This window comes from Rhizobium sp. PAMB 3182 (assembly GCF_052908355.1).
The window spans coordinates 1,898,837-1,921,389 of record NZ_CM128607.1 but is presented as its reverse complement, the minus strand read 5'-3'; the positions used below and the strand labels follow the sequence as shown (position 1 = coordinate 1,921,389).

Sequence of the window (22,553 nt, the reverse complement as noted above, 5' to 3'; positions counted from 1 at the left end):
CGAGATTTCAAAGTGGGCGGTGAATGAACCTTTTCGGGCGAAAGGTCAAGGTGTGGGGGCTCACCGACTGCCCCTCATCCGCCCTGCCGGGCACCTTCTCCCCGCCGGCGGGGAGAAGGACAGCGGATGGTAACTGTTCTGCGCCAATCCATGAGGAGCCTGTTCACTTGTTGAATGAATAGGTGGAATATACCCAAACAGGTAGAGAGGCGTGAAATGGCACTCAGCATCAACGATCCCGAGACCGAGCGGTTGGCCCGCATGCTTGCGAGCCGGACGGGGGAAAGTATCATCGAGGCGACGAGGAAGGCGATCGAAGACCGTCTGAAGCGACTTGGGCCTACGGACGGGAGGAACGATCTTCTGAGGGGAAAGCTCGCCGAGAGCCGGCGCAGATGGGCTGCGATGCCCATTATAGATCCCCGAACAGCGGATGAAATTCTCGGCTATGACGATAACGGGCTGCCAGGCTGATAGCGATCGATACGTCACCAATCAAGAAAGCACTGCCTCGCGGACATGCCTTACCTGAGTTTATTACTCCAAACATCACGGACGGCTTTAAGCTCACTAATCCAAAATTCATCTTCGTCTCGAACATTCCGGCCTAGTTTTTGTGCCATTTCAAAGAAGCCCTTACCCGGCTTCTGATCGCCATTTTTGTGCACGACGAAGACGGTAAGCATCCCACGGCAAGCCTCATCTTCCTCCTCCGCGATTTCGCCGAGAAGATGTGAAAGACGGACGTCGTGCGCTTCAGTAGTATTTAGGTGCAAAGGAGCCTTTGGATTAATACGCCGAATGGTACATGGGGGCATTAATACAAACGGCCGCCCCGTTGCCGAGGCGGCCGTTTATGATTTCTGAGTTCGCAGCTTGTTACAGCGTACGCGTCACGTGTTCCACGCGGAAGCACTCGATCTGGTCGCCGGCGCGGATGTCTTCGTAGTTTTCGAACGCCATGCCGCACTCCTGGCCGACATTGACTTCCGAGACTTCGTCCTTGAAGCGCTTGAGCGTCTTGAGCTTGCCTTCGTGGATGACGACGTTGTCGCGCAGCAGGCGGACGCCGACGCCACGTTCGACCTTGCCTTCGGTGACGCGGCAACCCGCGACCTTGCCGACCTTCGTGATGTTGAACACCTCGAGGATCTCGGCGTAGCCGAGGAAGGTTTCGCGGCGTTCGGGCGAGAGCAGACCGGACATCGCCGCCTTCACGTCATCCACCAGGTCATAGATGATGTTGTAGTAGCGGATCTCGATGCCGTCACGCTCGGACGCGGTGCGCGCCTGGGCATTGGCACGCACGTTGAAGCCGATGATCGCGGCATTCGAAGCCTCGGCGAGTGAGATATCCGATTCCGTGATGGCGCCGGCGCCCGAGTGGACGATCCGGGCCCGCACTTCGTCGGTCCCGAGCTTGTCGAGGGCTGCCACGATCGCTTCGACGGAACCCTGCACGTCGGCCTTGATGACCAGCGGGAATTCCTTGAAGCCGGTATCCTGCAGCTTGCTCATCATCTGCTCGAGCGAACCGCGCTGACCCGACTGGCGGGCAGCCGCCTTGTCACGTGCCAGACGCTGACGATACTCGGAGATTTCGCGAGCACGCGCCTCGTTCTCGACCACGGCGAACTTGTCGCCGGCCGCAGGCGTCCCGGAAAGACCGAGGACTTCGACCGGCATGGCCGGACCGGCTTCCTTGACATGGGTGCCCTGGTCGTTGACCAGCGCACGCACGCGGCCCCACTGATCGCCGGCCACGATGATCTGGCCGGGCTTCAGCGTGCCCTTCTGGACGAGCACGGTCGCAACCGCACCGCGGCCACGGTCGAGCTGCGCTTCGATGACGGTACCCTCGGCCGTGCGGGTCGGATCGGCCTTGAGGTCGAGGATTTCGGCCTGCAGAAGCACGGCTTCGAGGAGCTTGTCGAGGTTCAGCTTGTTCTTCGCCGAGACTTCGACGTCGAGCACTTCACCACCCATGGATTCGACGAACACTTCGTGCTGCAGAAGCTGCTGGCGAACCTTGTCCGGGTTTGCCTCATGCTTGTCGATCTTGTTGATCGCCACGATGATCGGCACGTTGGCCGCCTTGGCGTGGTTGATCGATTCGATCGTCTGCGGCATCACGCTGTCGTCGGCCGCCACCACGAGAATCGCGATGTCGGTCGCCTGGGCGCCACGGGCACGCATCGCGGTAAACGCGGCGTGGCCGGGGGTGTCGATGAAGGTGATCTTCTGGCCGTTCTGTTCGACCTGATAGGCGCCGATATGCTGCGTGATGCCACCGGCTTCACCAGCCACGACATTGGCTTTGCGAATGGCGTCGAGCAGCGAGGTCTTGCCGTGGTCGACGTGACCCATGATGGTCACGACCGGCGGACGGGAAACCAGCTCACCTTCATCGTCCTTGACGTTGAAGATGCCTTCTTCGACGTCGGATTCCGAGACGCGCTTGACGGTATGCCCGAATTCGGTCGCGATGATTTCAGCGAGGTCGGCGTCGATGACGTCGCCCGGCTTCATCATCTGGCCTTCCTTCATCAGGTACTTGATGACGTCGACGGCGCGTTCGGACATGCGCTGCGACAGTTCCTGGATAGTGATCGTCTCCGGCAGGATCACTTCGCGCATGACCTTTTCGCGGGTTTCCTGCATCTGGCTGCGGCGGAACTTCTCCTGCCGGCGGCGCATAGCAGACAGCGAACGGCCGCGAGCGCTGCCGTCCTCGTCGAGTGCGGCATTCAGCGTCAGCTTGCCGCGGCGGCGTTCGTCCTCGCCCTTCGGACGGGCAGGGGCCTTGGCCGGTTCCGGACGGGTAACCTTGCCGCGGGCTGGACCGCCGCGCGATGCTTCGCGGTCGTCATCGTCGTCATTGCGGCCACGGCCACGCACGACCGGGGTGACCGGTGCGCCGGGCTTGTCGGCTTCGGGCGCCCTGCGGGCCTGCACCGGTTCTGCTGCTGCTGCGGCGGCGGGAGCGGCCTGTGCCGGCTCTTCGGCTGCCTGCTGCGGCTCGGCGGCTGCGGCGGCCGCGCGTTCTGCGGCCTCGCGCTCTGCTGCGGCACGCTCGGCTGCGCGGCGGACGTCCTCCTCGCGGCGGCGCTTCTCATCTTCGGCGCGCTGCTTGGCTTCCTCGACGTCACGCGCCTGCGCTTCGACAAGCGCGCGGCGGCGGGCTTCCATCTCGCCGGCGGAAAGCGACTTTCCAGCGGGCGCGTTGCCCGGGCGCGGTGCCGTCGGACGGGTCTGCTGCGGGCCGCCCTGCGGACGGTTGTAGCGCTGGGTAACGGAGGGCTGCGGCGGGCGCGGCTGCGGCGCCTCGGGGGGGCGCGGTGCGGGGGCGGCAGCGGCCGCCGGTGCTGCCACCGGCTTCTCGTCTTCCGGCCGGGAGATACGCCGTTTGCGGGTTTCAACCACAACGGCCTTGGTGCGACCGCGACCCATATCCTGGCGCACGGTGCCCTGGCTCACGCCCGAAGGTTTCAGGGTGAGTGTCTTCTTGCCCGCTACGCTGATTGTCTTGTCGTCTTTGCTATCGGTCATTCCGTTCCGTTCCTTGGGACGGGAGCGGATGACCTTAGCATCAGACCCCGTCGTTCAAATCAATGCACGCTGCGCCACAGCCGGCTCCCGCCGGCAGGCGCTTCATTCTTCGATACGGCTTTTGCCGCCTTTCGTCATGTTCGGGCCACCATCGCGATACCGTGTGAGCATGTTTGCGCGCTTCACTACACCTTCTCCGGCCTGCCCTGCAAGCGCGCAAGCATGGATAAACGCGTTCTGGCCCATCAGCCGGTCCATTTCCTCCGTCGAGAGGAGCAGGAAGGCCGGAATTTCGCTCTCGGTCTCCATTCCGAGATGCCAGGCCTTGCGGGCCTGGTCGAGTTTTCTGATCCCGTCCGCGGCGGCATCCGCCGAGTGGAACACGGCGATCGCCTGGCCGCTGCGGATGGCGCCGTCGACCTTCGAGGCGCCGGTCACGAACTGGCCCGCCTTGCGCGCCAGGTTCATCATGCCGGCGAGCTGCTCGACCAGCAGGCGATCGATCTCGGCGCCGAGCGCCGGATCCGCATTCACCTTCGTCTTCAGCGCCCGCGAGAACAGACCCTTGGCGACGGCCTTGTCGATCAGCGGCCGTTCGGCCTTCACCCAGCAGCCGCGGCCGGGAAGCTTGCGCTTCAGGTCCGGCACGACGGTTCCGTCCGGTGCCGCCACGAAGCGGATCAGCTCGTCGGCCGATCCGCTTTCGCGCGTCACGATGCACATGCGTCCGTTGACGGCGCCGTCAAGTTCGTCGCCGCCCTCATCGGGCTGCGTCTCGGGCGCCGTGTTCGGCATCACGCTTCCTCGCCGCTCTCTTCGCCTTCGGCGCCGTCCTCGGCTTCGACTTCCTCGGTGGCGAGATCCTCTTCGGTGATCCAGCCGGCGGCCAGACGGGCCTGAACGACCATGTTCTCGGCTTCGACACGCGAGATGTCGAGATCGGAGAACAGGCCGGCGAACTTCTTGGTCTCGCCGTCCTTGCGCTCGCTCCAGCCGACGAGGTCGTCAGCTGCGCAGCCGGCAAAGTCCTCGATCGTCTTGATGCCGTCTTCGCCGAGCTTGACCATCATGGCAGTGGTCATGCCGTCGATCTGGCGCAGTTCGTCGGAAACACCGAGTTCCTGGCGCTTGGCGTCGAGTTCGGCTTCCTGGCGCTCCAGGAATTCGCGGGCGCGGGTCTGGATTTCCTGTGCCGTGTCCTCGTCGAAACCGTCGATGGAGGCGATTTCGTCGAGTTCGACATAGGCCAGTTCCTCGATGGCGGCGAAGCCTTCCGAGGCCAGAACCTGGCCGACCATTTCGTCGACGTCGAGCGCGTCCATGAAGAGGGCGGTGCGCTCGTTGAATTCCTTCTGGCGACGCTCCGACTCTTCCTGCTCGGTCATGATGTCGATGTCCCAGCCGGTCAGCTGAGAGGCGAGGCGGACATTCTGGCCGCGACGGCCGATGGCCAGCGACAGCTGTTCGTCCGGAACGACCACTTCGATGCGCTCGGCATCCTCGTCGAGCACGACCTTGGCGACTTCCGCCGGCTGCAGTGCGTTGACGATGAAGGAGGCGGGTTCCGGCGACCACGGAATGATGTCGATCTTTTCGCCCTGCAGTTCGCCGACGACGGCCTGAACGCGGGAGCCGCGCATACCGACGCAGGCACCGACCGGATCGATAGACGAATCGTTGGAGATGACGGCGATCTTGGCGCGCGAGCCCGGGTCACGGGCAACCGACTTGATCTGGATGATGCCGTCGTAGATTTCCGGCACTTCCATGGTGAAGAGCTTGACCATGAACTGCGGATGCGTGCGCGACAGGAAGATCTGCGGGCCGCGCTGTTCGCGACGCACGTCGTAGACGTATGCGCGGATGCGGTCGCCGTAGCGGACGTTTTCGCGCGGGATCATCTCGTCGCGACGAATGATGCCTTCGCCACGGCCGAGGTCGACGATGACGTTGCCGTATTCGACGCGCTTGACCGTGCCGTTGACGATCTCGCCAACGCGATCCTTGAATTCCTCGAACTGGCGGTCACGCTCGGCTTCGCGCACCTTCTGCACGATGACCTGCTTGGCCGACTGGGCGGCGATGCGGCCGAAATCCATCGGCGGCAGCGGGTCCGCGATGAAGTCGCCGATAACGGCGTCCGGGTTGCGGTCGCGGGCAAGCTCCAGCGCGATCTGCGTGGAGTAGTCCTCGACCTGATCGACAACCTCGAGAAGACGCTGCAGATGGATCTCGCCGGTCTTCGGGTTGATGTCGGCCCTGATGTTGGACTCCGAGCCGTAGCGGGAGCGGGCGGCCTTCTGGATCGCGTCGGCCATCGCTGCAAGCACGATCTCGCGGTCGATTACCTTTTCGCGGGCTACGGCATCCGCGATCTGCAGAAGCTCCAGCCGGTTCGCACTGACTGCCATTTTCTCTTCTCCGTCTTGCTGCCGGCGCTTCCCCAAGCTTGACCGGCGTTGAATTCCAAAATGTTATTCGTCGTCTTCGACAGGTTCGTCGTTCTGATTGGCGGCCTGCTGCTTGGCCAGCTTGTCGGCGCGCAGCGCGTCGCGGATCAACTCGTCCGTCAGAATGAGCTTGGCCTCGGAAAGCGCCGCAAACGGGATCGTCACCCGCGGCTCCTCGCCATAGGCGATCTGGTCGCGCTCGAGCACGAAGCCCTCGTCGCCGCACTCGGCGATCTTGCCGCGGAAACGCTTGCGGCCGTCGACGACGATCGACGTCTCGCACTTGACCAGATGGCCCTGCCAGCGGGAAAAGTCCGACTTGCGGACCATCGGCCGGTCGATGCCGGGCGACGACACTTCCAGATGATACTGCTTGTCGATCGGATCTTCCACATCGAGAACCGGCGAAACGGCCATGGAGACCTCTTCGCAGTCCTCTACCGTCATCGTGCCATTGAGCCGCTCGGCCATGATCTGCAGCGTCAGGCCGTTCTGGCTGTTGAGCCGCACGCGGACAAGCTGGAAGCCGATGTCGGCCAGAACGGGTTCGATGATGTCGGCAATGCGCGCATCGAGTCCCGTTTCGACGATCAGACGCGGTTCTGCAGCATTTTCGGTCATCGGTGTTTCCGTCAAGCAATGCCCTCCCGGGAGCATGTCGTTGCAAGTCAGCCTGATCGAGGTAACAAAAAAGAGCGGGTCCTTGGCGGCCCCACTCTTCATCAAACGATCAAGAATTTGCGCCGTATATACGCCGCCTCACCCGCGAATGCAAGGGCGGGGCGCAGGGCCGGTCCATCCGCGCGTTCACGCGCCGGTTTCATGGTCTGTCCGAAAGTGAACACTTTCTCAAGTAAACTGCAGATCGATCATAGCCCATCGCGCCTGACTTGTCTTATATCAGGAATCACGCCCCAAAATCGCATCACCGGATCGCATCGTGCAGGATAGGAAATCGTCATTGGCGCCGTTGAGGAACCCCGTCTTCCTCACCATCTGGCTTGCCAGCATCACGTCCAATTTCGGCGCGTTGATCCAGGACGTCGGCGCCGCCTGGATGATGACCTCGATTTCATCGTCGAAGGACATGGTGGCGCTGGTGCAGGCCTCCAATACGTTGCCGATCATGCTGTTTTCGCTGATCGCCGGCGCCATCGCCGACGGCTTCAACCGTCGCCGGGTGCTGCTGTTTGCGCAATCCTTCCTGCTCGTCGTCTCCGCGCTTCTGGCGCTGTTTACCTATGGCGGCTTCATGACGCCGTGGCTGCTCCTGACCTTCACCTTCCTGATCGGCTGCGGCACGGCCCTGAACAGCCCGTCCTGGCAGGCCTCCGTCGGCGACATCGTCAGCCGCGACGACCTGCCGTCCGCCGTTTCGCTCAACAGCGTGGCGTTCAACATCACCCGCAGCGTCGGCCCGGCGATCGGCGGCATCATCGTGGCCATCGCCGGCGCGGCGATGGCCTTCGCGGTCAATGCCGTCTCCTATCTGGCGATGATCTACGCGCTCATACGCTGGAAGCCGGTCTATCCGGAAAGCCGGCTGCCGCGCGAATCGCTCGGCCACGCGATTGCCGCCGGCCTGCGCTACGTCTCCATGTCGCCGAAGCTGATGACGGTGATGTTCCGAGGCTTCTTTTTCGGCTTCGCCGCCATGTCGATCCTGGCGCTGCTGCCGATCGTCGTGCGCGAGCATATTCAGGGCGGCCCGTTCGTCTATGGCGGTCTGCTTGGCGCCTTCGGGTTGGGCGCCATCGCCGGCGCCATTTCCAACAACGCCATCCGCGCGGTTCTGTCGAGCGAAGTGATCGTGCGCTGTTCGTTCGCCGGCTTTTCGCTGGCCGCCGCCATCGTCGCGGTTTCCAGCCATGTCTGGCAGGCCTTTCCGGCGCTGATGATCGCCGGCGCCGGCTGGGTGCTGTCTCTGTCGCTGTTTAATACGGTCGTGCAGCTTTCGACGCCGCGCTGGGTGGTCGGGCGCGCGCTGTCGCTCTACCAGACGGCCACCTTCGGCGGCATGGCGCTCGGCTCGTGGATCTGGGGCGTGCTGGCCGAAAGCCACGGCGTCAGCATTGCCCTGGTCGTCTCCGCGATCATGCTGGCGCTCGGCATCGCCATCGGCTTCCGCCTGCCGATGCCCGCCTTCGAAACGCTCGACCTCGATCCGCTGAACCGCTTCGCCGAGCCGCACCTGCAGCTCGACATCAAGCCGCGTAGCGGCCCGATCGTCATCCAGATCGATTACGAGATCGACGAGAACGACATCGAGGATTTCCTGGCGCTGATGGTCGAACGCCGGCGCATCCGCATCCGCGATGGCGCGCAGAACTGGGCGCTGATGCGCGATCTGGAAAACCCGGATCTATGGACGGAGACCTACCACACGCCGACCTGGGTCGAGTATGTCCGCCACAACACGCGGCGCACCAAGGCCGATGCCGAATCCAGCGACCGCCTCAACGCCCTCCACAAGGGCGCAACCCGCCCGCGCGTCCACCGCATGATCGAACGCCAGGCGATCCCGCCGGCGGATGATGTCTTTCATCAGCATCATCATCATTGAGGGGGGAGCCGTTTGCAGAGGCGATGGTCCCGTGCAGTTTCGATCGAGCTGCAAGGGTCAGCAAACGATCATCTTGAGATAGCCCTGTGCTGCCAAAGCCTGGAAAATGCTGTCTCTTGATATGATCGGGAGCTTTTTGACCCGCGCCGTGGCGATCAGATAACAGTCGCCCGGGTCCTTATGTCCAGTTTCGGAGACGACGGTGGCTGCTTCGATCGCGATGCGCTGCTTGATGGGGATGATCTTCGCACCGGTCTCCGCCAGTGATCGAGAGAACCACTTCGATGGCGAGTTTGCACCGAAGTTCGGAGGATCCTTATGGGCCGGCTTTCGGGATGCGATTGTCAGTTCCCAAGCAGTAATCGGGGACACATAAAGAGAACCGCTGGCCTGACTGCCCGCAATTTCGATCAGCGCTTCCTCTGTCAATGATTTGGCGGCCGTAACCAGCCAGTAGAGCGCGTGAGTATCGAGCAATACCCCCGCCAAGGGTGTCAACCTTGAGAAGGAAGTTTTCGTTGTTTGGGAACGGACCTGCCTCGAACCTGCTTTGCAATCGGCTTGGTGAGATCAATGCCCTTCTTCAATGGCAGCGGAGATGACTTCATTGCGTCCGCGCCACGCACTTCAAGGAAACGGCCGGTCCGTGAATCACGTACCACCAACTTGCCGGTCGGTTCCTTCATGAGCTCAGCCTTGGTCATCACTCATATATAGCGCGTATTTGCCGCATTTGCGAGCATCTCATGAACCCAGATTTTTGTCTTGTTTCGCTCCAAATTTGCCCATCTCCCCTACCGCACCATCCCCTTCAACCTCTCCTCCGGAAAGCACGTCGCCGCCATGCCGTTCTTTTCCTGCCATGCTCCGAGCGAGCGGCGGGTCTTGTAGCCGGGGAGGCCGTCGGCGCCGCCGACGTCGTAGCCTTGCTTTTCCAGCGCACGCTGCATGGCTGCGACGTCGGAGCGGAGCATGTGGCCGATATCGCCCCAGGGCGCCCGGAACGGGCCGGAATTATAGGCGATCCGGTCGGCGAGATTGCCGATGAACAGGGCGTAGAGGTCGGAGTTGTTGTATTCCTTGATGACATAGAAGTTCGGCGTGACGATGAAGGCCGGGCCGTCGCGGCCGGCCGGCACCAGCATCATGCCCGGCTTCGACTTTTCCTCCGCCGGAAAGTCCTTGCTGGTAATGCGGGTGATGCCGCTTGCCGCCCACGCATTGATCGGCTTCGCCAGATCCGGCCCTTCCTGCGCGCAGGAGACTTTGGCCGGAATGGTGACCTCGTAGCCCCAGTCGCGGCCGCGCTGCCAGCCTTTCTTCGATAGATAGTTGGCGATGGAAGCCAGCGTGTCCGGCACCGAGGTCCAGATGTTGCGCTTGCCGTCGCCGTCGAAATCCACGGCATATTGCAAATAGCTCGTCGGCATGAACTGCGGCTGGCCGAGCGCGCCGGCCCAGGAGCCCTTCAGCCCGTCGACCGTGCTGTCGCCGCCGCCGATGATGTGCAGCGCCGAGATGAGTTCACCTTCGAACATGTCCTTTCGGGTCGACATGAAGGCCTTGGTGGCGAGCACGTCGATCGCCCGGTTCGGGATGCTGGCACGCCCGTATCCGGTTTCACGGCCCCAGACCGCCAGCACGATCCGCCCCGGCACGCCGTAGACGTGTTCGATCTTCTTCAGCGTCGCGGCGTAGCTGCGCATCATCGCCTGGCCACCGGCCGCCAGCGCCTGCAGGCGCTTTTCGGAAAAATAGGGGCCGGGGGAGGAGAACTCCGCCTGGCTCTGTTCGCGCTTCTTCGGCGGCTTGGTGCCGGGCGGCACGAGGTCCGGCAGGTTCCACATCAGCTCGACATCGGAGAAGGCGCTGTCGAAGGTCTTGCGCGTGACGCCGGCCTTCTCCGCCTTCGGCCAGAGATCGGTCTTCAGCCAGCTGCGGAACTGGGCGGTCACGGCGTTCTTGTCGAGCGCGGCGGCGGGGGTGGCGAGGAGGAGGGTGAGGAATGCGGCGGCGAGGAGGTGGCCCAGTCGTTTACCCCCCTCTGTCCCTTCGGGACATCTCCCCCACAAGGGGGGAGATCGGCGGGCCCCCGGAGCGCCGCCCTTCACAAATGACCGGAGCACAAGAGTATTTGTCAGAGGAAAGCGTTCGCGGTTTTCAATCTCCCCCCCTGTGGGGGAGATGCCCGGCAGGGCAGAGGGGGGTAATCTGCGCTTGGAAAGAGCAAAAAGGCTCCTCAAAGATTGCACGATGCCGATCCTCCTTTGGCGATGTGTCTTTATATGGCGGTTCTGGCCCTCAGCGCGGCCGTCAGCGTGCCCTCGTCGAGATAGTCGAGCTCGCCGCCGACCGGCACGCCGTGGGCAAGCCGGGTGATCTTGACGTCGAGGTCGGCGAGCTGGTCGGTGATGTAGTGCGCGGTCGTCTGGCCCTCGACGGTGGCGTTGACGGCGATGATTAGTTCCTTCACGCCGCCCTCGGCGACGCGGTTGATCAGGCCGCGAATGTTGAGATCGTCCGGCCCGACGCCGTCGAGCGGCGACAGCGTGCCGCCGAGCACGTGATAGGCGGCATTCATCGCGCCGGCGCGCTCCAGCGCCCAGAGGTCGGAGACATCCTCGACGACGATGATCACCGCCTGGTCGCGGTTGATGTCGGTGCAGACGGTGCAGGGGTCGATCGTATCGACATTGCCGCAGCGCGAGCAGATCTTCACATTGCGGTGCGCGTCCGACATCGCATCGGCGAGCGGTCCGAGCAGCTGGTCCTTCTTCTTGACGAGATGCAGCGCCGCGCGGCGCGCCGAACGGGGACCGAGCCCCGGCACCTTCGCCAGGAGCTGGATCAGTTTTTCGATTTCGGGACCGGTGACTCGCTTTGCCATGTCAGCGCTTTTAGCGCATGTTGCCGGCATTAGAAACGCTTGCGGCAGGGGAGCCGGAAAATAGAGATGAAAATCCTGGCAGTCTGCATCGGCGAAGCGCGAACGCTCCCCGGCAAGAGCTACAAGACCGGCATCTTCAAGCGTCCGGTGGACGTTCCGGTCTTCGTCGACAGCGAGGGCATCGTCGGTGACGCGATCTGCAACCGCAAGCACCATGGCGGCGTCGACCAGGCGATCTATGTCGAGGGATCGGTCACACTCGACTGGTGGGCGCGCGAACTCGGCCGGCCGGTCGAGCCGGGTACCTTTGGCGAGAACCTGGTGGTCGAGGGGCTGGACAACACCACGGTGTCGGTCGGCGACCGCTTCCACGTCGCCGACGCGGTGCTGGAAGTCACCTCGGCGCGCATTCCCTGCGCCACCTTTGCCGCCCGCATGGACGATCCGATGTTCGTCAAGCGCTACACGCAGGCCGGGCGGCCGGGCATCTATTGCCGCGTCATTTCCGGCGGTGTCATCAGCCCCGGCGAGAGGGTCGCCTACCAGCCCTTCGACGGCGAGAAGGTCTTGATGCCGGAAATGATGGCGACCTACGGCAAGCCGCTCGGCGCTGCCGACCGGGCGCGGTTTCTGGCCGCGCCGATCCACCACAAGCTCAAGGCGAAGCTCGAAGCGGCCTGAGCCGTCATAGGCCCTGCGTCAGAACGTCGCCACGCTGGAAAAGCCATAATTATCTGCCGAAATCATTCAGTGGAAACGGAACAATGCCGGCGGGCCGGGTGTTTCCTATCCGAGAACCGGCGGCCGGCCATCGGCTGCGGCTCAAAGCAATTTCAGCATGAAGGAGTTTTCCCATGTCCTCATTCACCAAGTCTTCCTTTGCCAAGGTTTCCGCCGTCGCACTCGCAGCCGCGACGCTCGTTCCGCTGGCCGCGACGCAGGCGAGCGCCGCCATGGTCAAGACGGGCCTGCTGACCTGTGACATCAGCCCCGGCATCAGCGCCGTCATCGGCTCGCGCCGCAGCCTCGACTGCATCTTCGAGCCGACCCATAACGGTCCGGTCGAGCACTACCAGGGCCAGATCACCAAGGTCGGCGTCGATCTCGGCTATATCAAGAGCGGCAAGTTCGCCTGGGCCGTGTTTGCCCCGTCCAAGATCGATGAAGGTGCGCTTCAGGGCAATTACGGCGGTCTCGGCGGCAATGTGACTGTCGGCTTCGGCGGCGGCGTTGAAGGCCTGGTCGGCGGTTTCGATGGTTCGGTCGCCCTGCAGCCGCTCTCGATCGAAAGCACGCTCGGCGTCAATCTCGCCGCCAACCTGACGGCTCTGAACCTGACCTACACGCCGGCAGCGGCTCCGGTCTACAAGCCGTAATCAGCCATAGTCCCGCTACGGGAAGAACAGGGCCGGTCGCCAGCGCGACCGGCCCTTTTTCGTGTCAGCGCATGGCGATCGCGACGGCAGCGCCCGCCATCGTTCCGGCGCTGGCGCGGTTGGCGATGCGGATTGCCCGCGCGCTCCGCAACAGCCGCCGAGCCTTGGCGGCGAGCATTGCCCATGTCAGGTCGATGACGATGAGGACAGCGAACATGGTGGCGACCAGTTCGGCCCAGCCGGTCACGCCGACGGCATGCATGTCGATGATCGCCGGCAGCAGCGCCATGTAGAAGAGCATGATCTTCGGATTGCCGAGCGTCACGGTCATGCCGGCAAAGAACAGCTTGGCCAGCGAATGCGTCTCGGGCAGCGTCTCGCCCTCGGTGTCCGCCGGCGCGTGCCACATCTTCCAGGCGAGATAGAGGAGATAGCAGACGCCGATCCATTTGATGGCGGCGAAGACGTAGTGGAATGTTTCGGCGATCGCGGCGAGGCCCGCGACGGCAAGCGTCAGCCAGATCGCCTCGCTGATCCACATCGCGACGAGAAAGGGCAGCACATCGCGCGTGCCTTTGGAGAGGACCCGCGCAACCAGTGCGGCCACGTTGGGGCCGGGAGAGCCGGCGGCGACGAACAGCGCGCCGGCAAAGAGAAGCAGACTGGAGACTGTCATCCCGAAACCTCCCCCGGATGAAAGGCCTTTGTCAGAAAGGCATCTTGAAGCCGGGCGGGATCGGCAGGCCGGCGGTCATTTCCCTGGTCTTTTCGGCCATGGCCGCATCGGCCTTGCCCTTGGCGTCATTGTGCGCCGCGACGATCAGGTCTTCAAGGATTTCGGCTTCATCTTCCTTCATGAGCGAAGGATCGATCTTGACGCCGACGAGCGTGCCCTTGCCGGTCAGCTTGACGGTGACGAGCCCGCCGCCCGACGTGCCTTCGACTTCCATGGCGGCGATTTCGGCCTGCATGGCCTCCATCTTCGCCTGCATTTCCTTCACCTTGCCCATCATGCCCATGATGTCGCGCATAGACTGTCTCCTTGGAATATCGGTCGTGTCGTCTCAGAAATCGATGTCGTCGCCGGGAAGGATGTCGCCTTCGTCCGACTCGGCTGTCGCCGGCGGCGCCGCATCCTCGTCGTCCTCCGCCTGTTCGGCGCGGATCCTGACGTCGGTGATCTTGGCGCCGGGAAACTGGGCGAGGATGGCCGCGACGTCCGGGTCCTGTCGGGCGTCGGTGAGCCGCGTTTCCTTTTCCTTCGCCTCGACTTCGGCAAGTGTCGGCCCGCCCTGCTGGTCGCGGCTGACGATCACCATCCAGTGGACGCCGGTCCATTCCTTCAGATTGGCGGCGAGATCGTTGACGATGGACTTCGGCGCGTCGTTGCCGAGGCTGATCTCCAGCCGGCCCGGTTCGATGCGCACGGGGCGCACGTAGATCCTAAGGAGCGCGCGCAGCCGGATGTCGCCATGGCGCGAGCAGAGATCGGCAATGTCGGAGAGCGAATTGACCGGTACCTGCGGCGCGGGCTTTTCGGCCGGTGCCGCCTCGACGGCGGCCTGCATCGCGGCGGCGACTTCGGGAGTGGTCTCCGGCTTCGGCACGGAGCGCAGCATCGCCGTCGGCGCGGAAGAAGGAGCCGCGCTCGGCATTGCCTGCGTGGCGCGGACCGTGGACGAGGTGTAGCTCGCCGTTGCGCCGCCATTTCCGCCGCGGGGTGCGCCGCTGCCATTGCCGGCCGGCTGGCCGCTTCCGGCCATGTCCAGGAGCCGGCGAGCGGCGTCTTCGGGAGAGGGCAGGTGGGCGGCGTGCGCCAGCCGGATCAGCACCATTTCAGCGGCACCGGCGGGGCGCGAGGAGTTTTCCGTCTCCGGAATGCCCTTCAAGAGCATCTGCCACATGCGCGACAACGTGGTCACCGCAATGCTGGATGCGAACTCGGCACCGCGGGTGCGCTCGACTTCGCTGAGCGACGGGTCGTTCGCGGCTTCCGGCACGTATTTGAGCTTGGTGACGAGATGGGTGAAATCGGCAAGGTCGGTCAGGACGACGGGCGGATTGGCGCCCGATTCGTACTGGCTCTGGAATTCGTTCAAGGCGGCTGCCGCTTCGCCGGCGACGATATGGCCGAAGAGGTCGACGATGCGGCCGCGGTCGGCAAGCCCCAGCATTGCGCGCACCTGGGCGGCATCGATGCGGCCGCCGCCATGCGCGATCGCCTGGTCCATCAGCGACAGGCCATCGCGCGCCGAGCCTTCCGCCGCGCGGGCGATCATGGCGAGCGCTTCCGGATCGGCCTTGATGCCTTCCTTGCCGGCGATGGTGGAGAAGAGATGCACGAGGTCGGCAGCCGAGATGCGGCGCAGGTCGAAGCGCTGGCAGCGCGACAGGACCGTGATCGGAACTTTCCGGATTTCCGTCGTCGCGAAGATGAACTTCACATGTTCCGGCGGCTCCTCGAGCGTCTTCAACAACCCGTTGAAGGCCTGCGTCGAGAGCATGTGCACTTCGTCGATGATGTAGACCTTGTAGCGCGCCGAAACCGGGCGGTAGCGCACCTGCTCGATGATCTCGCGGATGTCGTCGATGCCGGTATGCGAGGCGGCGTCCATCTCGATCACGTCGACATGGCGGCCTTCCATGATCGCCTGGCAGTGTTCGCCGGGGATGGCGAGGTCGATGGTCGGTTTGTCGACGGTCGGGCTCTTGTAATTGAGCGCACGGGCGAGGATGCGGGCGGTGGTCGTCTTGCCGACCCCGCGCACGCCGGTCAGCATGTAGGCCTGCGCGATGCGGCCCGTCTCGAAGGCGTTGGTCAATGTCTTGACCATCGGCTCCTGGCCGACCATCAGGTCGGTGAAATCCTTGGGGCGGTATTTGCGGGCGAGCACCCGGTAGCCGCCCTGCGGCGGATCGGTGGCCTTGTCTGTGGGTCCGCTCGTGCTCATTGCCCTCGCCGGCTTGGGTGCCTGGTTTTCTGGCCCGGCATGGCGGATCATCGATCCGCTCGCTCACGAAACCGGCCGGTAACTTAAGAGGTGGGAGGCTGGCACGGCGACCCGTGCCGGGCTCGTTAGGGCTGCTTCCTTCCGGACCTGACCCGGTTGGCGAGTGGCTCGTCCACCACCAACCTCCCGTCCGCACATATCGGGGATATCCCGCCCAATTGCAAGCCGGGTCGGCAAAAAACTCGTCCAACCCACTGGCGCAGCACTTTGCGTGCATCGGCAAGCCGATACGCACCAATCCTGCCATTCCAATTGTCCCGCCGATGATCTACTCTTCATGGAAAAACAGATGATTGGAGAGAACGGGTGGGGAAATTCGAACTCGACGGCCGCCTTGAGCGCGACAGCATTCTTGTCGCCAATCTCGGCCTATGCCAACTGCGCCTCATGACGGATGCCCGCTGGCCGTGGCTCGTGCTCGTTCCGCAGCGCGCCGGCGTTTCAGAGGTGTTCGACCTGACGCCGCTCGACCAGACCATGCTGACCTTCGAGACCAACCAGGTCGCCTCCGCGCTGAAGGCGGCGACCGGTGCCGAAAAAATCAATGTCGGGGCGCTTGGCAATATCGTCCGCCAGCTCCATGTGCATGTGCTCGCGCGGTCCGAGGGCGATGCCAACTGGCCGGGCCCGGTCTGGGGCTATGGCAAGGCCGAGCCCTATGACGACGACACGCGCAACGCACTGATCAAGAAGATACTGGACGCCATTTCATCATGACATCAGCCCTGTTCGACCTTCATGCTCCCCATATCGAACCGAGCAGCATGACGGCCTTTGCCGGCAACGGCCTTGAAAGACGGTCGGAAAACCGGGATGAGAACTGCGTCGAAGAGGCGCTGTCGAAGGAAGGGTCGCATATCCTTGCCTTTTCCGGGCGCAATCTGGTGCTGAAGCACGACCGGCAGGTCCTCGATCCGCTGTTCGCGCCCTACGAGCTGGCGGAGCTGAAGCCGGAATTCGACGATGCGATCCTGCTCGGCTACTACAAGAACGGCGAGCCGAGACTGGCCGTGCCGGTCAAGGCGCCCGCCGAGGAAATCGAAAGGCACTACAAGATCGCTGACGGCCGTACGCTCTACCGCGACCAGCTGATATCGGAGGAGCTTCTGGGCGAATTCGCGCAGGGTGCGGCGCTGATCGCCTGGAACTTCGACAATCGCTTCTGCGGCCGCTGCGGCAAGCCGACGGAGATGAAGATTGGCGGCTACAAGCGCGTCTGCACGGCGTGCGAACACATGATCTTTCCGCGCACCGATCCGGTGGTGATCATGCTCGTCGTCGACGAGGAACGTGACCTGTGCCTGCTTGGCCGCGGCGCCCATTTCGCGCCGGGCATGTATTCCTGCCTGGCGGGCTTCGTCGAGCCCGGCGAAACGATCGAAAACGCGGTGCGGCGCGAGACGCATGAGGAGTCGGCGATCAAGGTCGGCCGCGTGCGCTACCATGCGTCGCAGCCCTGGCCGATGCCGCATACGCTGATGATCGGCTGCTATGGCGAGGCACTGTCACGCGACATCAAGCGCGACGAGGCGGAACTGGAGGACTGCCGCTGGTTCACCCGGCAGGAAGTGGTCGAAATGCTTGAAAACACCAGCGCCAACGGCTCTTCACCGCCGCCGAAAGGTGCGATCGCCCATCGACTGATGCGCGACTGGCTGGAATGGGGCGCCTGAGACGCGCGCCCGGCCTTATGGAGGCCGGGCTCATCGTGGCAAGACGGCGAGGCTAGATCTTGCCGCGCATCGGATGGGCCTTGTAGACGCCGAGAATCCGGACCTTTTCCGAGAAGAAGTTCAACTCTTCCAGTGCCCGCTGCACGGGCGCGTCGCTCGGATGGCCTTCGATGTCGGCATAGAACTGCGTCGCGAAGAACTTGCCGCCGAGCTGGTAGCTTTCGAGCTTCGTCATGTTGATGCCGTTGGTGGCAAAGCCGCCCATCGCCTTGTAGAGCGCTGCCGGAATGTTGCGCACGTTGAAGATGAAGGTGGTGATGTAGACCTCGTCATCGCTGGCGCGCTGCGGAATGCTCTCCTTCGGCGCCAGCACGACGAAGCGGGTGACGTTGCTTTCCGTGTCCTCGACGTTCTCGGCCAGGATTTCCAGCCCGTAGAGTTCGGCCGCAAGCCGCGGCGCGAGCGCCGCCATGGTGCGGTCGCCCTTTTCCGAGATGAACTTGGCCGCGCCCGCGGTATCGCCGGCGACCGTCGGCTTCCAGCCGTTGGCGCGGATAATCTTGCGGCACTGGCCAAGCGCATGGATGTGGCTGTGGACCGTCAGGATCTCGCTCTTCGTCACGCCCGGCAGCGCCATCAGCTGGAAGCGGATCGGCATGAAATATTCGCCGACGATGTGCAGGCGTGATTCCGGCAGCAGGTGATGGATGTCGGCGACGCGGCCGGCGATCGTGTTTTCGATCGGGATCATCGCGATGTCCGCCTCGCCGGTCTCGACCGCGTTGAAGGCGTCCTCGAACGTCTGGCAGGGCAGCGGATCCATGTCCGGAAACATGTCGCGGCAGGCCATGTCGGAATTGGCGCCATAATCGCCCTGGAAGGCGATGCGGTTGGTCTTCTGGGTCATCGTGTTTCCGTTCTGTCTTCTTGAAATCATGCAGTCCGGCCGGAGAGAATCCGGCGGGCCTTTTCGAGATCGGCGTGGGTATCGACCCCGAGCGGCACCGAATCGACGATCTCGACGTCGATCCGCATGCCGGCTTCCAGCGCCCGCAGCTGCTCCAGCCGCTCGCGGCGCTCCAGCGTCGAGGGCTGAAGGGAGACGAACTGCTCCAGCGCCGAGCGGCGATAGGCGTAGAGGCCGATGTGATGGTAGAGCGGCCCGTCGCCGGTGGGCGCCGTGGCACGGGTAAAATAGAGCGCGCGCAGCCGCGTCGGCGAGAGCGGAGAGCCTATGACCTTGACCACGTTCGGGTTGGTCTTCTCCTCTTCGTCGGTGATTTCGACGGTCAGCGTGCCGATGTCGACGGAAGGATCCTTCAAGATGTCGATCGACCGGTGGATCGGTTCCGGCTCGATCGTCGGCAGGTCGCCCTGGACATTGATGATGTAGTCGATGCGGCCATCGGGATCGACGAGCTGCAACGCTTCATTGATCCGGTCCGATCCGGACTGGTGGTCCTGGCTGGTCATCACCGCCTCGAAACCGGCCGCCTTGACGGCCTGCAGCACGTCGGCGTCATCGACGGCAACGACGACCCGGCCGCAATCGGCTTCCTTCGCGCGATGCGCCACCTGGACGATCATCGGCAGCCCGCAAATGTCCGCCAGCGGCTTTCCGGGAAGACGCGTCGACGCCATACGGGCCGGGATCATGAAAAGTGTATTGTCAAAGTGGGGGTACTTCATTCTCGACTCTTCTAATCCGGGCTGAAAGATGGCAAATAGACACCAACCGACAATCAATATCGTGTTGCATCCGAAATGCAAAAGACATAGGTTCCGCGCGATTTCAAGATGGTCCGGTCTTCATATCTGGCGGTTGCAGGGGAGCGTTTGCAGATGAATTCGAAGGTGAATATGGCCGTTGGGGCGTTGCTCGGCACGGTTTTCGTTCTTATGACGGTGTCGATCGCGTCGGAAGGGATCTTCCATTCCGAGGCACCGGAGAGCGAAGGCTTCAAGATCGTCGCCGAGGAAGCGTCGTCCGAAGGCGGCGCTGCGGAAGCAGCCCCGGCAGCCAAGCCGATCGCCGTCCTGCTGGCCAGCGCCGACGCTGCCGCCGGCGAAAAGGTCTTCAAGAAGTGTCAGGCCTGTCATGACGCCACCAAGGGTGGTCCGAACAAGGTCGGACCGAACCTTTGGGGCGTCGTTGACCGTCCGATCGCCTCGCATGAGGGCTTCAGCTATTCGTCTGCCATGAAGGACTTCTCCAAGGGCGGCTCCGAGGTCTGGGACTACGAGCACCTGAACCACTTCCTGCATGGTCCCAAGTCCTACATCGCCGGCACGGCCATGGGTTTTGCGGGTGTGAAGAAGGACGAGGAACGCGCCGACCTGATCGCCTATCTCCGTACGCTGTCCGACAGCCCGGTACCGCTGCCGACGCCTGAGGCCGAACCGGCCGCCGCTCCGGCTGGCGATGCCGCCGCCCCGGCCGCCGAGGCTCCCGCTGCTGAAACGCCGGCACCGGCCGCCGAAACCCCGGCACCGGCTGCAGACGCTCCTGCCGCCGAGACGCCCGCACCGGCAACGGAAGCACCGGCCACCGAGGCGCCTGCCACGGAAGCGCCTAAGACATCGAACTGATCTTCGGGATGTCGAAGTAAAAATGGCCCGGAACGCGAGTTCCGGGCCATTTTTTATTGCCAGTCCTGCAGGGATATCGGCCTGTCGATGTCGTAGACCGCCAGCCCGTCCAGCGCATCCGGAGGTATGCGCCAGTCTTCGGCCTTCAGCGCCTTCCTGCCGTCTTCCATGCCTGCTTCCCAATGCTGGTGCATCGAGACGCGCGAGAACTCGTAGTCCTTCGAATGGATTGCCCTGTTCTTGCTGCGGTGGATCAGGTGGATGAGGGTGACGCTGTAGTCGGCGCTCATGCCTTTCAGCTCGTCGATCTCCTCGCCGTCGAGCGCGTCATCCGGCAGCTTCTCGAGTAGCGTCGCGATCGAACGGCGCATCTTGTGGCGCTCGAGGAAGGCGTCGGTGATCATGCGCGTACGGCTGGAATAGGTGATGTCCTTGCGCCGCTCTTCGACCTCTTCCAGATTGCCGGGCACCTCTCCGCGGGAATTGAAGAGATCGACCTGGAAGATGACGGTGTCGACCGATGCGCCGCGGATCAGCACCTGCTGCAATGGCGTGTTGGAAACGAGGCCGCCGTCCCAGTAATGCCGACCGTCGATCTCGATCGATGGAAAGCCCGGCGGCAGCGCGCCGCTCGCCATGACGTGCTCCGGACCGAACGTCCAGGTGCGGCCGGGCTCCTGATTGTCGAAATAGCGGAAATTGCCGGATTCGACGTCCACCGCGCCGACCGAAAGCCGTGTCTTGCCTGCATTGATGCGATCGAAATCGACGAAACGCAGCAGTGTCTGTTTCAGCGGATGAGTATCGTAGAAGCTGGCGGCTTCGTCGCTGCCGTATTTCTGCAGCCACGGGCCAGGGAAGCGGGGCGTGAAGAAGCCCGGCACGCCGAGCATGATCGACCACAGGCTGCTGGCCTGCTTGAATTCCCGGCCGCTGGAAAGCTGCTTCGGCATGATCGAATCCATCGGGAATTCGACGCCGATCGTTTGCCAGAAGGAGGTCAGTTTCTCCACCCGGTCCTGCGGTTCGTTGCCGGCGATGATCGCGGCGTTGATCGCGCCGATCGAGATGCCGGCGACCCAGTCGGGTTCGATCGCGGCTTCCGCAAGCGCCTGGTAGGCGCCGGCCTGATAGGCGCCGAGCGCGCCGCCGCCCTGCAGGACAAGGACTTTCTGCTGGTAGGCTGCGGCGGGGCTGACGGCTCTGGTGCTGGACATGTTCACTTGGCTGTCCTCTCAAGGATCAGAAATATTGCAGTGCATATAAATCTGAATGTACCGCAGGATCGGCCCGAGAGAAGCACGTGGACGAAATTTAATGGTGGCCTGACGTGGATGCGGGCGATCAGCTTAGCAGATAGGCCCAGAACGACACGGTCAGCACGCCGAGCGCGGTCGTCAGGCTGATCGTCGAGGCAGCGACCGTGTGGCCCGCCTTGAACTGGTTGGCGAACAGCCAGGCGTTGACGCCGGTCGGCACCGAGGCCGTCAGCACGATTGCCGTCGTCCAGATCTGGTTGAGGCCCACCAGGGTCGCCATCGCATAGACGATCGTCGGCAGCACCATCAGCTTCAGGAGCGTCATGATCGCCGTGATCATGCGGTTGCCGGAAATCTGGTAGCGGGTCAGCGCCATGCCGATGGCGATCAGCGCCGTCGGCCCGGCGATGCCGGCAAGCTCGTCGACGACCGTCTTGATTGGACCGATGAGCGGAATGCCGGCGAAGTGGACGATGACGCCGGCGATGATGCCGATGATCAGCGGATTGGTCAAAAGATTGCGGCCGACCTGCTTCACGACGTCGAAAGTGCTGCGTCCGGCAACGCCCTGTTCCAGCGCCGCCGCACGCTCGGTCAGGATCGTGCCCATCATCATCATGAAGGGGAGGTGGACGGCGAGCAGGATCGACATGGCGACCATGCCCGGCGGGCCGAGCAGCCGGTCGATCAGCGGCAGGCCGATGAACACGGCGTTGGAGAAGACCGCGGAAATGCCGGCAATCACGCTTTCGCGCGGTGGCCTATTGAAGATGCGCCGGGCGGCAAAGGTCGCCAGTGTCATCGTGATGAGGGCGCTGGAGAAATAGGCGGCCCACAGCCGGAACGGCGATGCCCCGTGGAAATCCGCGACCGCGATGGTGCGGAACAGGATGAAGGGCACGGCGATCTTGAAGACGAAATCGCTGATCGCATCGCCGGTCTCGGCCTTCAAGAGGCCGGTGCGGGCAATCACCCATCCGATCAGGATGAGAATGAAGATCGGCAGGACGTTGGAAGCGATGACGAGCATGTCGGCGATTGTGTCGTGGGCAGGATGACCCGCGTTTATCAGGCCGACTTACGTTTGACAAACGGGTCGGGCGAAAACCGGGCAACAAAAAAGCGGGGTTGAACCCCGCTTCCGCCCTCCATCGGGAGGTTGCGGTACCGCTGCCAGTTCATCCGTGGTCAGCCGT

The 22,553-nt window shown here is 63.4% G+C and carries 22 protein-coding genes and 1 other RNA gene; 7 read left to right on the top strand and 16 right to left on the bottom strand.

From position 1 onward, the window contains the following. The first annotated feature begins 216 nt into the window (after positions 1-216). A complete protein-coding gene (locus tag ACU5AZ_RS09545) occupies positions 217-474 on the top strand; it encodes a type II toxin-antitoxin system VapB family antitoxin (RefSeq protein ID WP_446825755.1) in 258 nt (85 codons plus the stop codon). A gap of 405 nt (positions 475-879) precedes the next feature. Here ACU5AZ_RS09545 and infB read toward each other — a convergent pair whose 3' ends face one another. From infB to rimP, 4 genes are all read right to left on the bottom strand, one after another. Next, complete coding sequence (infB, locus tag ACU5AZ_RS09540) at positions 880-3,549, bottom strand: translation initiation factor IF-2 (protein ID WP_446825754.1); 2,670 nt, start codon at positions 3,547-3,549, stop codon at positions 880-882. 102 nt (positions 3,550-3,651) lie between these two features. Next, positions 3,652-4,344 (bottom strand): RNA-binding protein, encoded by a 693-nt coding sequence (locus ACU5AZ_RS09535; protein WP_446825753.1) that lies wholly within the window; start codon positions 4,342-4,344, stop codon positions 3,652-3,654. Continuing rightward, a complete protein-coding gene (nusA, locus tag ACU5AZ_RS09530; protein WP_446825752.1) occupies positions 4,344-5,960 on the bottom strand; it encodes a transcription termination factor NusA in 1,617 nt (538 codons plus the stop codon). Before nusA ends, ACU5AZ_RS09535 begins: the two co-directional genes overlap by 1 nt. Before the next feature lie 63 nt (positions 5,961-6,023). Next, entirely contained in the window at positions 6,024-6,620 is a 597-nt protein-coding gene (gene rimP, locus ACU5AZ_RS09525) for a ribosome maturation factor RimP (RefSeq protein ID WP_446825751.1), read from the bottom strand. 319 nt (positions 6,621-6,939) lie between these two features. Between rimP and ACU5AZ_RS09520 the strand changes: the two genes are divergently transcribed. Then, positions 6,940-8,562, top strand: a complete 1,623-nt coding sequence (locus ACU5AZ_RS09520) for an MFS transporter (RefSeq protein WP_446825750.1) — start codon at positions 6,940-6,942, stop codon at positions 8,560-8,562. A gap of 57 nt (positions 8,563-8,619) precedes the next feature. Here the strand turns inward: ACU5AZ_RS09520 and ACU5AZ_RS09515 are convergent, their stop codons facing one another. The 4 genes from ACU5AZ_RS09515 to recR all read right to left on the bottom strand — a co-directional run bounded on the left by ACU5AZ_RS09515 (position 8,620) and on the right by recR (position 11,449). Next, the gene (locus ACU5AZ_RS09515; RefSeq protein WP_446825749.1) at positions 8,620-9,039 is read right to left on the bottom strand and encodes a type II toxin-antitoxin system VapC family toxin; all 420 of its coding nucleotides are present in this window, start codon (positions 9,037-9,039) and stop codon (positions 8,620-8,622) included. Positions 9,040-9,056: 17 nt separating this feature from the next. After that, complete coding sequence (locus ACU5AZ_RS09510) at positions 9,057-9,248, bottom strand: hypothetical protein (protein WP_446825748.1); 192 nt, start codon at positions 9,246-9,248, stop codon at positions 9,057-9,059. Positions 9,249-9,356: 108 nt separating this feature from the next. After that, positions 9,357-10,634, bottom strand: coding sequence for a lytic murein transglycosylase (locus ACU5AZ_RS09505; RefSeq protein ID WP_446825747.1), 1,278 nt, complete (start codon positions 10,632-10,634; stop codon positions 9,357-9,359). Positions 10,635-10,843: 209 nt separating this feature from the next. Next, positions 10,844-11,449 (bottom strand): recombination mediator RecR, encoded by a 606-nt coding sequence (gene recR, locus ACU5AZ_RS09500; protein WP_446825746.1) that lies wholly within the window; start codon positions 11,447-11,449, stop codon positions 10,844-10,846. Positions 11,450-11,515: 66 nt separating this feature from the next. Here recR and ACU5AZ_RS09495 point away from each other — a divergent pair, with 66 nt between their 5' ends. Beyond that, on the top strand, positions 11,516-12,130 hold the full coding sequence (locus tag ACU5AZ_RS09495; protein WP_446825745.1) for an MOSC domain-containing protein: 615 nt from the start codon (positions 11,516-11,518) through the stop codon (positions 12,128-12,130). Positions 12,131-12,303: 173 nt separating this feature from the next. Further along, positions 12,304-12,825, top strand: coding sequence for a DUF992 domain-containing protein (locus ACU5AZ_RS09490; RefSeq protein WP_446825744.1), 522 nt, complete (start codon positions 12,304-12,306; stop codon positions 12,823-12,825). Positions 12,826-12,889: 64 nt separating this feature from the next. Here ACU5AZ_RS09490 and ACU5AZ_RS09485 read toward each other — a convergent pair whose 3' ends face one another. The 4 genes from ACU5AZ_RS09485 to ffs form a co-directional block, all read right to left on the bottom strand. Beyond that, positions 12,890-13,501 carry a LysE family translocator gene (locus tag ACU5AZ_RS09485; protein WP_446825743.1) on the bottom strand — a complete coding sequence of 204 codons (612 nt, stop codon included), beginning with the start codon at positions 13,499-13,501 and terminating at the stop codon, positions 12,890-12,892. A 31-nt stretch (positions 13,502-13,532) separates the two neighbouring features. Beyond that, positions 13,533-13,856 (bottom strand): YbaB/EbfC family nucleoid-associated protein, encoded by a 324-nt coding sequence (locus ACU5AZ_RS09480; RefSeq protein WP_446825742.1) that lies wholly within the window; start codon positions 13,854-13,856, stop codon positions 13,533-13,535. A 33-nt stretch (positions 13,857-13,889) separates the two neighbouring features. Beyond that, a complete protein-coding gene (locus ACU5AZ_RS09475; RefSeq protein ID WP_446825741.1) occupies positions 13,890-15,776 on the bottom strand; it encodes a DNA polymerase III subunit gamma/tau in 1,887 nt (628 codons plus the stop codon). 90 nt (positions 15,777-15,866) lie between these two features. Then, positions 15,867-15,963, bottom strand: an RNA gene (ffs, locus tag ACU5AZ_RS09470) — signal recognition particle sRNA small type. 179 nt (positions 15,964-16,142) lie between these two features. Between ffs and ACU5AZ_RS09465 the strand changes: the two genes are divergently transcribed. Continuing rightward, positions 16,143-16,553 (top strand): HIT domain-containing protein, encoded by a 411-nt coding sequence (locus ACU5AZ_RS09465; protein ID WP_446825740.1) that lies wholly within the window; start codon positions 16,143-16,145, stop codon positions 16,551-16,553. After that, complete coding sequence (gene nudC / locus ACU5AZ_RS09460; RefSeq protein ID WP_446825739.1) at positions 16,550-17,509, top strand: NAD(+) diphosphatase; 960 nt, start codon at positions 16,550-16,552, stop codon at positions 17,507-17,509. Before ACU5AZ_RS09465 ends, nudC begins: the two co-directional genes overlap by 4 nt. 52 nt (positions 17,510-17,561) lie before the next feature. On the opposite strand, the gene ACU5AZ_RS09455 is transcribed toward nudC, so the two are convergent. Both ACU5AZ_RS09455 and ACU5AZ_RS09450 read right to left on the bottom strand, forming a co-directional pair. Continuing rightward, positions 17,562-18,416, bottom strand: a complete 855-nt coding sequence (locus ACU5AZ_RS09455) for a prephenate dehydratase (RefSeq protein WP_446825738.1) — start codon at positions 18,414-18,416, stop codon at positions 17,562-17,564. Positions 18,417-18,442: 26 nt separating this feature from the next. Next, entirely contained in the window at positions 18,443-19,198 is a 756-nt protein-coding gene (locus tag ACU5AZ_RS09450; protein ID WP_446825737.1) for a 3-deoxy-manno-octulosonate cytidylyltransferase, read from the bottom strand. Positions 19,199-19,351: 153 nt separating this feature from the next. Between ACU5AZ_RS09450 and ACU5AZ_RS09445 the strand changes: the two genes are divergently transcribed. Then, the gene (locus ACU5AZ_RS09445) at positions 19,352-20,098 is read left to right on the top strand and encodes a c-type cytochrome (protein WP_446825736.1); all 747 of its coding nucleotides are present in this window, start codon (positions 19,352-19,354) and stop codon (positions 20,096-20,098) included. A 53-nt stretch (positions 20,099-20,151) separates the two neighbouring features. Here ACU5AZ_RS09445 and ACU5AZ_RS09440 read toward each other — a convergent pair whose 3' ends face one another. Both ACU5AZ_RS09440 and ACU5AZ_RS09435 read right to left on the bottom strand, forming a co-directional pair. Continuing rightward, positions 20,152-21,321: a patatin-like phospholipase family protein gene (locus ACU5AZ_RS09440; RefSeq protein WP_446825735.1), complete on the bottom strand. Its 1,170-nt coding sequence runs from the start codon at positions 21,319-21,321 to the stop codon at positions 20,152-20,154. 121 nt (positions 21,322-21,442) lie between these two features. Beyond that, positions 21,443-22,387, bottom strand: coding sequence for an AEC family transporter (locus tag ACU5AZ_RS09435; protein WP_446825734.1), 945 nt, complete (start codon positions 22,385-22,387; stop codon positions 21,443-21,445). Positions 22,388-22,553 lie beyond the last annotated feature (166 nt).